Here is a 10,980-nt window from a genome sequence, read left to right on the forward strand (position 1 = left end):
AGTTTTCATAATTATTAGGTTTATTTTCTCTCCCTGCAAGCCCGTAAATGGTGATAATTGCAGGTGTAATTACACTAAGAAAAGTTGTTGCTTGCTCGGCGGTAAGTTTGCCTTTCCACATCAAACCCAAAGTAACCAGCACTACAAGACTGCTTATCACAATACCTACCAATGTAAGCACAAAATCTTTCCAAAAGTTTGAGAAACGAAAATTCATAGTTACAGTAGTTTAATGGTCTATACGTCTATCTTTCTGCAAAATCTTAATTTCAAGTTCTTGTATCATATCCCGGATTTCACGAATAAAGGCGCGAATTTCACGGATTTCCTCGTTTTGCTTTTGCTCTAATCTATCTACTCTGTTTTGCAAAGTGACAATATCTTTCTGTTGCTTTACGTTCTCAATCTTGATGAGAAAGTAAGCAGAAACAATTGCCACAATAAACTCAACCAATGCTCGTAAGTCTGCCATTAAGGTAATGTTGTTTTGAAAATCCGTATTTTGCCAATCCAGTTAATAGCTTGCATAACACTACTACCTACAAAAATTATGTTTATCAAATCCCCCCAATCCACAGGCAAGGTTGCCAAGTTTGTAGGTTTGCCCGTTATATCATTCCAATCATTGTTTATGCGTGTATAAGGCATATTTTTAAGAACTTAAAACAGGCATTTCTACAAGTGTGTATTTAATCACGCCAGTTACTAAAATTTGGTTTGGAGTAGGATTGTAAATATGCAAAAAAGCACTAAAAGACCCACTCCAAACATTGAAATTATCAAACTTATACCAATTTATACCATCATCTGTGTAAGCAAAACTATGCTCAATAATCGCGGCAGTATCAACAATTGTTTTACTTAATAAAAAATACCAATTAGATCCCCAACTACTTAAAACTTCTTGCACCGAAATTTCATATACAAAATTTCCATTTACCCACTTTCTTGGATAAACAATAGGAGAAAGCGAATAATCAGGTAAAATTCCTCCTCCTCCACTACCTCCTTTATTTATGTATCCCATACGTCTATCAGTAATGAAAAACTGCGTCAATTACATTCACTCCCGCAATAATAGATATTTCAGGGTAAGTTTTGCCGATGTACTCAAAGTTGTAGATAGTGTTTGGTGCAATATTGATACTGCTTGAACCTAACACAACAAGAATATCATTACTACTTTTATTGTAAATACTACCAAGCAAGAACCCAGCAGGTACGTTAATAATACCTGTTGCGTTTGGGAAACTTTCGGTATGTATGCTGTTATTCTGCATAGTCTATTACTTCAAAAACATTCATTTGTCCTCCTCCGTAACGACCTTGTGCCGTTGCCGTGTTGTTTTCATCAACTTTTACAATAATATCTGCATTATGCGTCCATTCTTGCGAACCTCTAAAATTGCCCTCTTTGGTTGCCTGCAATAGCCAAATAAAACTTGTGTTAGAATTTTGGTTTTTCATTTTTTCAGCTTTTTCAACCTCAATGTTTGCTCTATTTACGCTATCCACAAATACAAAATCGTATTGGCTTACATCATCAGGGCAAGAAGCTCTAAAAACAATATCCTTGTGTAAGTCTAAATCTTGCACTTTACGCACCAGCGTAGGCGAACCAAACTCCTCTGCACTTACGTACAAAACCTTACCGAAATTCCGTGAAAGGTAATCGGCAAACATTAGGCTTAAATAGGTTTTTCCTGTTTTGGGTAAGCCAAAAATAACCATACTGAAAGGCTTGGCGACATCACCCAAAAAATCTTTCCAAATACCCTCAAACCCCAAAGTTTCAATTTGAGTGTTTTGGAGCGTTTCAGCATCTATTTCTACACCCGCCAAAGTTTTACCGCAAGAGCAGATTTCCGAAAGTCCTGCAAGCTCATCGGCGTTTAGCTTAATTTCACCGCTATTTAGTTTCCCGAAAGCCCGCCTGACTTCTTTATAGTACATATCGTTTTGCTTGATGTAACCTTCTTTTAAGGCATTGCCAATTTTTTCAGCTAATTTTTTCATTTTAGCTTTGTCTTGCTTATCGCTACGAGCAAGGTTAAAATAGCTGTTTAGATAGGTTACCGAAAGCAATCGTTTTTCGCTACTTGCAATATCTTTAAGGTTTTCCATATCATTTTGAGAAACTGATATTTCTACATCGCCATTGCTTTGTGTGGCTTTTACAATTATTTCTTCAATGTCTTTCACTACTTCATAATAAGGCATTGAAGCTGTAATTTTTTTAAGCAAAAAGGCTTTTTTAATAGCCAAGAGCAAGTTTTCAAGAGCTTTTTTGGTTTTTCCCTTGCTACTCATAAGATTTACAAAACGCTTGATAATACGCACTTGCTCACTGATATTTAGGACGGCTTTGGGTTCTTTTTTGACTTTTGCCTTGTTTGCCTGCTGTTTGGTTTGTTTGCTTACAATAGCGGGCAATTTGTTTTGGCTTTGAGAAGAAGGTAAAGCAATTACTTTCCCACTGGGTTTTGTAGTTGTTTTTTTAGGTTGTTTTTTACTTTTAGAAACCACCGTAGGTAAATTGCTTTTAACTTCGGTTGTAGCCTTTTTTTGTTCTAATTCCGAAATTTTCTTTTTAAGTTTCTGTATTTCTTGTTGCTCCTTTGAACAATCTACTTTTTCCAAATCCTTAATATTTGCCCGCTCCATTTCTGCCTCTATCTCTGCAATTTGTTCAGAGAGCATTTTGGCAAGTTCATCATCGCCAATTTCTTTTGCACTTACTAATGCTTTTTTTAATTCTGCTATGTCTGCTTGCGAATATTTCATAGTTTTACAAGTTAATTTTGGCATTATTTTTGAGGTTCATTCTTTGTCGCTTGTTGATTGAGGCAGTGGCTCATTTGTAAAAGTCTTGCCGAGTACGGTTTCAAGGCTTCCAAGCGACATTTTCTTTTTTAAGTCAAAAGCAGATAGTAACCATTTCTTTTTTACACCAAAAAAGTTTGTTTGAATAATAATTCTAAAACTTTCGCTATCCAACACAATTTTTCCGTCAATAGATTTATCCGAATTAAATGTACCAAAGGCGAAAACAATAGGTATAAAGTCTTCTATTGCAAACCCAAGTGCTTCAATATCTGCTCCGTGTTTTTCAATAATATGTTTTAATCCATATCCTTCATTTTTTTCATTGTTTTCGCCCCAAACAATAGAAACATAACCAATATCATCTCTATACAAAGCATCAACAGCTTCCCCTTCTTTTACTTTCATTAAAAACTTTATAGCTTCTTTGGGTTTTCCCTTAAATTGCGTGTATTCTGACCCAAACAAACCAAACAAACTCATTTGCTTTTTTGCCTCCTGTTTTATGAAATCTCTCTGGCTTTCAAGCCTTAAAACTTCTTGTTCAGCTCGTTTGATAGCCACATCATAAGGCAAAAGTATTTCAAGAATACGTTTTATGTCTTCATCAGTAGGTTTACGATTGTATTGCTCTCTAAAACTTTGTAGTAACTCTTTCTTTTTGTTTTCTCTCTCTTCCTCTGCCTCTTTGAGAGCTTTACGTGCTTGGCGTAAATTTTCATCATAAGTAAGCTCAACCTGCGTCTTGCTTACAAAATTTTCCATATTCAAAGGTTCTGTAATTGGTGTATTAAACATTTCACGCTGTTTCCAACGCTTTTCTACTTCTGCAAAAAGACTGCTTTGGTTGTATTTAGTATAGCGGTTGTCCTTTACAAGATACTTATACAATTCGTTTTCGTGGTTATCTAAAAGCGGCAAGCGAGAGCGAATGTAACCTATCCAACTGGCTATACGTTTGAGCGTTTCAGTATTATCGCTATCATCAGCATTAGCCGTAAGCATTTGTAAGTCTTGTATAAGCTCTCCATTAAAATTTAAGTGTGAAAGGTTTAAGATGAAACTTGCGTTTTTGTCCTCATTTTGCCGTGCTTCTGCAATAATTTCTTTTTCAGGCACACCTTCGGAACGCAAATCTTGATAATACTTTGCTCTTTCTAAATAGCTTTCTTTGGTTGAAAGTGTATTTGATTTTTTGGCAATTTTTTGAGCCTCTGCAAGCGTACCTTCAAAAATTTTAGCAGGTATCGTATTAAATTGAGCATACCCCATAGCTGAAAGCCTTTTGAAAGCCTCCAAACGACTATGCCCACTCAAAACGTAATATTTGCCGTTTTCAGGCTTAATCCATAGGGTTATAGGGTCAAAATTTTGCCAAACAAATTTGCCATTTTGTACATCTGAAATAATATTATTCACGCTTCTTTCGCTGTACTCTTTTGAGCGTTGCTGAAATAGATTTGTGTCTGTAAAAATGTCAGTAATAGGAATTCGTACAACATCATACCCCCCTTGCTTCGTTCCTTCTTGTTCTTGCTTTTTATCTTGCTGTTTTTGTAGCAAATACAAACCTTTCAATACCTGCAAAGCAATCTCTTTCCGCCTGCCAGTAGCGTATTTAGCAAGTGTTTCGTAGGCTTGTATTTTTTTTGAAAGTATGTCTATTTCTCCCAACATTGTTTTGGCATATTTTTTGCTGTTTATTTTGAAGGGAAAGCCAAGTTCTAAGGTAGTGTAATTGGGTGCTTCCTGCTTAGAGGAGGTCAAAGCCCTTGCCTCAACGTAGAATCAATATGTGAGCTTGCCTGTATCATCACTAACTACATCTGAAATAGCGTTTCCGATAACCATACCGATAAAACCGCCTAAAAGCGTATAATAAAAGGTATCTTTCTTGCGGGCTTTGGCAATTTCGTATCCTGCTATTGTGCCTGCAATAGCACCCAAATTTGCTCCATATCTTTGCAAAAACCTTTTCACTGCTTTTCACCTAATTTGTAGATACCGTACAAAGCCAATCCTCCTAAAATTCCAAAGCCTAAACCTTTCAAAAGTAACCTTCGCCTTGCCCTTTTCCTTGCCCTTTCGTCTATAAGCGTATAGCTGAAAATATCACCATACAAACCTTGATGTTTTTGGCAAAGCAAATCAAACTCTGCAAAATCATTGTAGCTTGCAAAAACTTGGCAACCCGCACTCCATTGTCCTATATCAATACTTTTTTGGTCTTTTCTTGCTCCTACGTGTATATTGATACCATACAAACCTGTTGTTTCCCTGCCGTTGTAAAAATCAAGTATTGCGTCTCGGTTGTAATCCCTAAAAATGGTTAAGGGTTTTATTTGCACAATTTCGTAAGGATACGGCAAGCGTGCTGTATAGCGTCTTTGAAAACTATGCAAATATTGTCCTTCTTTCAATATTGCACTCCCCAAAGCCTCCACCTCGGCACTTATGGCGTTTTTTAGCCAATAAGTGCCTGGGTCTGTTGTAGCTTGATATTTTTTAAGTTGCCAATTCAGCCGTTCATCTTTCCAAAATACCACAATCAAATCGTCAAATTTGCCTGCTTGGGTGTTTTCGCTCCTTACACCCCAAATATTGAGTTCATAAGGACGCTTGAAAATTACCCATTTATTGCGTTTGGCAATATTTAAGAGTTGTTGTAGCATTAAACAGACAAAGGAATTTGAGCCGTTTCAAAATACTTTTTCTGCTTGTCGGTTAGCCTTTCGGCTGTTATTTTTCCTTCTTGCATTTCTTTGAGTGTTTTACGCAAATTGCGTAATTGCAAGTAGTTCAGCTTTTTCAAGTTTTCTTTGGCTTTGGTTTTGTCAGCTTCTACAAGCCTTGCGTTGTTTGCCTTTTCTTGGTCAGAAATAATCCCATCAATTTCTTTATTTTTGAGGTATCTGTACCCAAAATAAGCACCAACACCCAAAAACACCAAACCAACACCTGCACCAATCAAAACACCAGAAGCTACACCATTCAAGTTTTCAGTACCCGATAAGCCTTTTTTAGCTTTTGTTTTTTTAGGAGTGCCTTTTAAGCCCGCTTTTGATTTGTCATAAACACCCTTTTCTTGCATTTTCTTAAACATTGCTTTGCAAGCACGGGGTTGAGGTTTAGATTTACAACTTTTTGCCATATCAATAAAATTTTAGTTTGAGACCTTTTTGTACTTGTAAATTATGTAAGATGTAACTGAAATTATTGCAACAATAGCAATTGTGGTTAAAATTTTAGGCTTATTTCGCAAGAAAGCAGAGTTTTTTACTTTTTGTCCTTCTAACTTTCTTAAAATATACATTACCCTATTTTCAAGCGTTTGTCCGTAATAAGGACTACCATTTAGCCTTGTACCAAATTCTTTGTATTTACCAAGTGCTAAATCATCAAAAGGTTTTTTGAGCAATCTTTCGTCTGAAAATAGCACCCTTATAGCCCCAAAAGCAACTTTATCTTGCTTAAAAAGTGCGTCCAATTCTGCATCGCTAAAAGCATCAAGAGCCAAGCCCAGGCTGTCAAAAACGATGCGATAATTGCTTTCCCAAGTAATTTGTAAATAGCCACGTCCTCTGTAACGATAGCCGTAAGGTTTTTGAGCAAAGTATTCAGCCGTTCCATATTCGCTAATACTTTCAAAACGTCCCCCAGTTTCCTGATAGACTGCACAAAAAACGGCGATAAACTCTGCCAAAGAAAGAGAGCGAGGAGACCAAAGGGAAATATTGTTTGCAAAATGTTCATAACCCGATACATTTATTTTTGCAGGAAACAAAGCAGGGTTGGAGGGGTGTATTACTTCATTAAAAAAGGTCGCAAAACCCGCATTACCTACCCAAAAATTTCCTTTTACTTTCATATTTATCTTACAAATACCCTTGCAATGTATCCGCTAAAAGCATTTCAAGTTCAGCTATATCTGTACCCGAAAGTCCTAATTTTTTCTTTTCTGCTTCTATTTCTTTTTCTCTTTGTACTACAATTTGTGTTAAGCGTGCTATCTCTGCAAAATTGTCAAATGTTGGAACTTTTTTAAGTTCTTCTATGCGTCTTTTATCTCTTTCTTGCAAGCGAATAAGTCCGTCCAGCCAAGTTCTATCAATGGTTTGACTTACAACTTCTTGTTTGCTTTGTCCTCGCATTATCATATTGTATGTTTGCTCGGAAATTTCCGTTACATTCAGATTTGGAAAATGTTTGCGTAAAGCCTGTAAAGTTGCATTTCCAAATTTGCCGTCTGTAACCAATTTTTCGCCATAAAACCTGTTAAGGGCTTCTTGCAAGTTTTTAACCTCTTGGCTAAAATTGTAAGGCGGTGCCGATTGATAACGCAAAGGAAATTTTCCCGAAACGTTTTGACTTTGACTTGTATTCTGTGGCAAAGCTACTACTTGTGTTTGTGGTTTAGTTTGAACCTCTTGGCTTGTGTTTGTAGTATCAAACTTGCCTAAACTATGTTTGGCAAAGGCTTTTTTTACTCCTGTGTATTTGTAAAGCAAATACAGAAGCGAAACACCTATTACCGCACCACCAGCCCACACAAGACCTGTGTTTTTTTCGTAAAATGTTTGCCAAGATGTTTTTTGCTTTGCCATAAAACCAAGTTTTATCCACGTATCAGTTTTGCTGTAATAGAGTGTTCTACTCCGTCTAATATTCCTTCAAACCCCTTCATATTGGCTTGCTTCAAAATACGCACAAAGTCCTCTTGGCTTATACTATCTTTGCCGAAACGCTCTCTTGTTATGCGTAAAGTAACATCACCAAAATACCCTGTTGCGTTATTTATACCATAGCCAAGTTTTCGGTAGGCTTGCTGTAAGGCTTTTACTCGTAACCCGCCTTGCCCTTTACGTAAAGGAAATTCATCTCTTTGGGCAGTAACTCCCCCCCAGTACCTATCCTCTGTAATAGGTGGAATAACTACATCTTGCTGTTGCTGTTGTGGTTGAGTAGGCTGTTCTGCGGGTTGCTGTGGTTGTTGTGGTACTTGCGGTTGAGAAACTACGCTTGCACCCCCAGCATTACCTTGTTCAAGTTTAATAACAATAGGTTCTCGGGTCGTGTCGTCTTTTTCCGTTTTTTGAACCAAACTATCTACATATTTCTTGGCTATCCAGAAAGTTCCGCCTATGGCTACTATACCCAAAGCATACAAAACTATTCGCTCAGGAGTTACCATAATCCCTTGTTGCACTTTGGGTGTTTCGCCCAATGCTTTTTTGCGTTTTCTTTTATTTTTACTTTTAACTACTGCTTGCATAAAAAATAAAGTTTGAGATTTATTTTAATGATTTTGCATAACTTTCAAGGTATTTTCCGCAATTTTGCCCATTTCTAAACCCAAAGCGTACATTCCACTCGTCCCAAATATCCTCCCAAAAATTGCCGTATTTCTGTTCGTATTTTTGTTTTACTTTTTCAAAAAATTGCTTATCCGTAATTTTTTCAAAGAGTTCGCCAAGTTTTATACAACTATCTTTTGCAAAAAAATTAAAATCTATTCCTTCTACAATTTTATGTATTTCATCGGCGTACTCTTCTGCTTTCTTGTCGTAATCGGGAAGACCTATTGGCTTTTGATTTCTGCCAATACGTTCAGGCTTCAGCTCAACTATATCTCTTATAGTTTGCAATTCGTTTTGGTCTAAAAATCTTGCAAGCTCTTCATTCAAATTCTTTCCTGTCAGTTTTCTGTAAGTATCTATTAGTGTATTGTAGTCTTCTTTCGTTTTTATGTATTTTTTGATAGTTTCAATTACAAGCTGTTCGTCGCTATCAAGATACCAGGGCTTTTCGGCTTCTTCGGCAATGATTTTAGCAACTGCCTCCAAACTGCCTTCTATATGCGTTTTTTCCTCCACTTTGCGAATTTGCCTCTCCCGCTTGCTTTGTTTTAGTTTTCTTGCTACATACCAAACACCGAAACCGACTGCAACCAGTAAAGCACCACCACCAATGACAAGCCATTTGAGCTGTCCTGTTTCTATGCTTTTACCTACCCAGCCTTTTTCGTTTTTACGTAATTTTGCCATTATCTTGCAAATTTTGTAGCAAACTTCACGATACTTGGATTATTATTAACCATTTGAGCAAGTTTTTTGAGGTCTTTCAAATCAATTTTTGCAAGAGCCTCAATTACTTCATCTTCCAGCATACTGATTTTTTCAAGCACTTGCTTTTTCTTTTCGCTTGTGGTAAATATTGTGTACATAGTTGCAATGATTTTAAGCATTCAATATCTCTAATATTTGTCCGATTTTATCTTGTTTTTTGGCAAGTTCAAAAGCTATTTCAAAAATAACCCTTGTCTTTTCACCTGCTTGCCCTTGAAGCCTTTTAGCTGTATCCAAAAGCATTTCTTCCTCTTCTGTAAGTTCATTTTCTTGCTCATTTCCATTTTCTTGCTCTTGTGGCAAAAGCCCACTCAATACTTCTACTACTTTTGGTTGTTGTGCAATCATCGGCAAAGCATTTTGTACGCCAAGCATAATTTTATCGGCAAAATTGGCTTGCCTTTGTAGTGGTCTTATTTGTGCCTCTAATTCGTCTATGCTTTTTTCATACTCTTTGATAGTTTCTTGAAGTTGCGTGTTTTTTTCTTTAAGATTTTCATTTTCTTGTTTTAGGCTTGTAATTTCAAATTCAAGTTTTATTTTTTGCAATTCTGTATCTAATTTTGCCTCAAAGTCATTTTTTTGAGGCAAGCCCTGCATAGTTTCTGTTTTTTCGGAACGCAAATGAAAATCTTGTGATTTGTTGCTTCTTGAGCTTGTATAAACCCTGACAAGTAAATCGGTTTTGCTGGTATGTTTTAGGTTGATAAGTTCTCGTTCAAGTTCTGATAAAGATTTTATCCGTCCCGAAATTGCAATTTCCTCCTCTTTGCCTTCATCATTTTTCGCTTTTTGAAAAATTTGGCAAGTAGTTTCTTTTGATTTTATATTCTTTAAGTCTTGCAAAAAAGACCTAACTCCATTTTCATTCAGAAGGTATGTTTGCATAGGCTTTTACTTTGGTTATTTCGTTGTCTTGATTTGTAACTAATTCAATGGTAGTGCTTTGCGGTTTTTCTTTTGTTTTACTTTCTCGCTCCAAAATCGTAAGCAAGTATCCTCTTGCGGTTTTGCTTGGGTTTGTTGAAAGAAACTCAAAATAACCCGTATTGATTGTAAAAATCTGATTAGGTGCAGTGTGGTTGAACTCAATAATTTCGCTATCGCTAAAATAACCCGTAGGAGTACCTAAACTTTGATGTTCCTGTACAATAAAATACTCGTCATCATTGAAATAGCTGTCTTGGGTTACCTCGTGATAACGAAGCTCGTGTTTTGTACAACACTGCTTGTTTAATATGTTATTAACCAACGCCTCCAACATCTTTGTATACAATTTTTTGCAAAAGCAATTGGAAAAATGCCGTTCCTGAAATAATGTTTATATCGGCAAGGGCTGTTCCAGACACGTATTCGCCTTTATTGAGTTTTACAATACCAATCTTTTTTATTGCAGAGGTTGCTATAAAAAATCGCTCTGTAATAGTTCCGTGAGGCTGATACATTGAAGTAGCAAAACAATTGACTGCATTTAAGTTGAAAGCCAAAGTTTCTTGCCTTCTAAAAAAATAATGCCTTACATTGTTTTTGATACGCACTGCAACACGAGTACGGCAATTACCTTGTATTGGCACAAACTGATACCAACCCTCTTCTTCTATTTTGAAACTAAACTTAAATTGCCTAATGCCTGTAAAAGGAGCTACTTCATAGGCTTTCGCTATGACAAATGTTTTTTCAACGGCTCTTTTTTCTTTGGCTCTGGCTTTCATCGGTCTAAAATCAAAAAGATTTGTACTCTGCGGGCGGTTGCTATCAAATCTCTAATTTTTATTTTTACCTCTTTCAAATCCATATTAGTTATTTCACAAGGCATATAATCTACATCAAAACCTTGCAAAATTCCTGAAAAAAGTCCCTTTGGCAACAAATCCACACTTTTTCCGTCAAAAGTTGCTTCTTCAATTGTAGAGGGTTCTCGGTAAAATTCGCTTACCACGCCTATTCCAACTATTCTGCTCCAACCTTTGTCAATCCGTATAGAGCTTTCTACTTCCTCGTTAGGAATACCTGTAAAAGTAAAGTTTAAGGC

19 protein-coding genes are annotated in these 10,980 nt (G+C 36.4%); all 19 read right to left on the reverse strand.

What is annotated here, in order from left to right; genetic code table 11:
- A partial coding sequence (locus tag ACWITO_RS12775) for a hypothetical protein (RefSeq protein WP_448530387.1) occupies window positions 1-217 on the reverse strand: 217 nt, incomplete at its 3' end.
- A 12-nt stretch (window positions 218-229) separates the two neighbouring features.
- On the reverse strand, window positions 230-472 hold the full coding sequence (locus ACWITO_RS12780) for a hypothetical protein (protein ID WP_448530388.1): 243 nt from the start codon (window positions 470-472) through the stop codon (window positions 230-232).
- Complete coding sequence (locus ACWITO_RS12785) at window positions 472-648, reverse strand: hypothetical protein (protein WP_448530389.1); 177 nt, start codon at window positions 646-648, stop codon at window positions 472-474. The genes ACWITO_RS12780 and ACWITO_RS12785 overlap by 1 nt, the downstream gene beginning before the upstream one ends.
- Before the next feature lie 4 nt (window positions 649-652).
- Window positions 653-1,027: a hypothetical protein gene (locus ACWITO_RS12790; RefSeq protein ID WP_448530390.1), complete on the reverse strand. Its 375-nt coding sequence runs from the start codon at window positions 1,025-1,027 to the stop codon at window positions 653-655.
- Between the two features lie 7 nt (window positions 1,028-1,034).
- On the reverse strand, window positions 1,035-1,280 hold the full coding sequence (locus ACWITO_RS12795; protein WP_101359640.1) for a hypothetical protein: 246 nt from the start codon (window positions 1,278-1,280) through the stop codon (window positions 1,035-1,037).
- On the reverse strand, window positions 1,270-2,784 hold the full coding sequence (locus tag ACWITO_RS12800) for a hypothetical protein (protein WP_448530391.1): 1,515 nt from the start codon (window positions 2,782-2,784) through the stop codon (window positions 1,270-1,272). The genes ACWITO_RS12795 and ACWITO_RS12800 overlap by 11 nt, the downstream gene beginning before the upstream one ends.
- Window positions 2,785-2,820: 36 nt before the next feature.
- Complete coding sequence (locus ACWITO_RS12805) at window positions 2,821-4,500, reverse strand: putative barnase/colicin E5 family endoribonuclease (RefSeq protein WP_448530392.1); 1,680 nt, start codon at window positions 4,498-4,500, stop codon at window positions 2,821-2,823.
- Between the two features lie 111 nt (window positions 4,501-4,611).
- Window positions 4,612-4,803, reverse strand: coding sequence for a hypothetical protein (locus ACWITO_RS12810; protein WP_101359643.1), 192 nt, complete (start codon window positions 4,801-4,803; stop codon window positions 4,612-4,614).
- Window positions 4,800-5,495: a hypothetical protein gene (locus ACWITO_RS12815; RefSeq protein WP_448530393.1), complete on the reverse strand. Its 696-nt coding sequence runs from the start codon at window positions 5,493-5,495 to the stop codon at window positions 4,800-4,802. The genes ACWITO_RS12810 and ACWITO_RS12815 overlap by 4 nt, the downstream gene beginning before the upstream one ends.
- Window positions 5,495-5,974, reverse strand: coding sequence for a hypothetical protein (locus tag ACWITO_RS12820; protein WP_448530394.1), 480 nt, complete (start codon window positions 5,972-5,974; stop codon window positions 5,495-5,497). Before ACWITO_RS12820 ends, ACWITO_RS12815 begins: the two co-directional genes overlap by 1 nt.
- A 12-nt stretch (window positions 5,975-5,986) precedes the next feature.
- Window positions 5,987-6,691, reverse strand: a complete 705-nt coding sequence (locus ACWITO_RS12825) for a hypothetical protein (protein WP_448530395.1) — start codon at window positions 6,689-6,691, stop codon at window positions 5,987-5,989.
- 7 nt (window positions 6,692-6,698) lie between these two features.
- A complete protein-coding gene (locus ACWITO_RS12830; protein ID WP_448530396.1) occupies window positions 6,699-7,427 on the reverse strand; it encodes a peptidoglycan-binding domain-containing protein in 729 nt (242 codons plus the stop codon).
- An 11-nt stretch (window positions 7,428-7,438) separates the two neighbouring features.
- On the reverse strand, window positions 7,439-8,095 hold the full coding sequence (locus tag ACWITO_RS12835) for a peptidoglycan-binding domain-containing protein (RefSeq protein ID WP_448530397.1): 657 nt from the start codon (window positions 8,093-8,095) through the stop codon (window positions 7,439-7,441).
- A gap of 19 nt (window positions 8,096-8,114) precedes the next feature.
- Window positions 8,115-8,867, reverse strand: coding sequence for a hypothetical protein (locus tag ACWITO_RS12840; RefSeq protein ID WP_448530398.1), 753 nt, complete (start codon window positions 8,865-8,867; stop codon window positions 8,115-8,117).
- Window positions 8,867-9,046 (reverse strand): hypothetical protein, encoded by a 180-nt coding sequence (locus ACWITO_RS12845; RefSeq protein ID WP_133121589.1) that lies wholly within the window; start codon window positions 9,044-9,046, stop codon window positions 8,867-8,869. The genes ACWITO_RS12840 and ACWITO_RS12845 overlap by 1 nt, the downstream gene beginning before the upstream one ends.
- Window positions 9,047-9,059: 13 nt before the next feature.
- Window positions 9,060-9,836: a hypothetical protein gene (locus tag ACWITO_RS12850; protein ID WP_448530399.1), complete on the reverse strand. Its 777-nt coding sequence runs from the start codon at window positions 9,834-9,836 to the stop codon at window positions 9,060-9,062.
- The gene (locus ACWITO_RS12855; RefSeq protein WP_448530400.1) at window positions 9,814-10,212 is read right to left on the reverse strand and encodes a hypothetical protein; all 399 of its coding nucleotides are present in this window, start codon (window positions 10,210-10,212) and stop codon (window positions 9,814-9,816) included. The genes ACWITO_RS12850 and ACWITO_RS12855 overlap by 23 nt, the downstream gene beginning before the upstream one ends.
- Window positions 10,193-10,660, reverse strand: a complete 468-nt coding sequence (locus ACWITO_RS12860) for a hypothetical protein (RefSeq protein WP_101359653.1) — start codon at window positions 10,658-10,660, stop codon at window positions 10,193-10,195. Before ACWITO_RS12860 ends, ACWITO_RS12855 begins: the two co-directional genes overlap by 20 nt.
- Window positions 10,657-10,980 (reverse strand): hypothetical protein (locus ACWITO_RS12865; RefSeq protein ID WP_448530401.1); only part of this gene is annotated, 324 nt, incomplete at its 5' end. The genes ACWITO_RS12865 and ACWITO_RS12860, both read right to left, overlap by 4 nt.

It is taken from the genome of Raineya sp., assembly GCF_053497555.1.

Bases quoted from the DNA above. Each gene is read 5' to 3' on its own strand.
- ACWITO_RS12780 (WP_448530388.1), bottom strand. From the start codon at position 472: ATGGCAGACTTACGAGCATTGGTTGAGTTTATTGTGGCAATTGTTTCT.
- ACWITO_RS12785 (WP_448530389.1), bottom strand. From the start codon at position 648: ATGCCTTATACACGCATAAACAATGATTGGAATGATATAACGGGCAAA.
- ACWITO_RS12790 (WP_448530390.1), bottom strand. From the start codon at position 1,027: ATGGGATACATAAATAAAGGAGGTAGTGGAGGAGGAGGAATTTTACCT.
- ACWITO_RS12795 (WP_101359640.1), bottom strand. From the start codon at position 1,280: ATGCAGAATAACAGCATACATACCGAAAGTTTCCCAAACGCAACAGGT.
- ACWITO_RS12800 (WP_448530391.1), bottom strand. From the start codon at position 2,784: ATGAAATATTCGCAAGCAGACATAGCAGAATTAAAAAAAGCATTAGTA.
- ACWITO_RS12805 (WP_448530392.1), bottom strand. From the start codon at position 4,500: ATGTTGGGAGAAATAGACATACTTTCAAAAAAAATACAAGCCTACGAA.
- ACWITO_RS12815 (WP_448530393.1), bottom strand. From the start codon at position 5,495: ATGCTACAACAACTCTTAAATATTGCCAAACGCAATAAATGGGTAATT.
- ACWITO_RS12820 (WP_448530394.1), bottom strand. From the start codon at position 5,974: ATGGCAAAAAGTTGTAAATCTAAACCTCAACCCCGTGCTTGCAAAGCA.
- ACWITO_RS12825 (WP_448530395.1), bottom strand. From the start codon at position 6,691: ATGAAAGTAAAAGGAAATTTTTGGGTAGGTAATGCGGGTTTTGCGACC.
- ACWITO_RS12830 (WP_448530396.1), bottom strand. From the start codon at position 7,427: ATGGCAAAGCAAAAAACATCTTGGCAAACATTTTACGAAAAAAACACA.
- ACWITO_RS12835 (WP_448530397.1), bottom strand. From the start codon at position 8,095: ATGCAAGCAGTAGTTAAAAGTAAAAATAAAAGAAAACGCAAAAAAGCA.
- ACWITO_RS12840 (WP_448530398.1), bottom strand. From the start codon at position 8,867: ATGGCAAAATTACGTAAAAACGAAAAAGGCTGGGTAGGTAAAAGCATA.
- ACWITO_RS12845 (WP_133121589.1), bottom strand. From the start codon at position 9,046: ATGTACACAATATTTACCACAAGCGAAAAGAAAAAGCAAGTGCTTGAA.
- ACWITO_RS12850 (WP_448530399.1), bottom strand. From the start codon at position 9,836: ATGCAAACATACCTTCTGAATGAAAATGGAGTTAGGTCTTTTTTGCAA.
- ACWITO_RS12855 (WP_448530400.1), bottom strand. From the start codon at position 10,212: ATGTTGGAGGCGTTGGTTAATAACATATTAAACAAGCAGTGTTGTACA.
- ACWITO_RS12860 (WP_101359653.1), bottom strand. From the start codon at position 10,660: ATGAAAGCCAGAGCCAAAGAAAAAAGAGCCGTTGAAAAAACATTTGTC.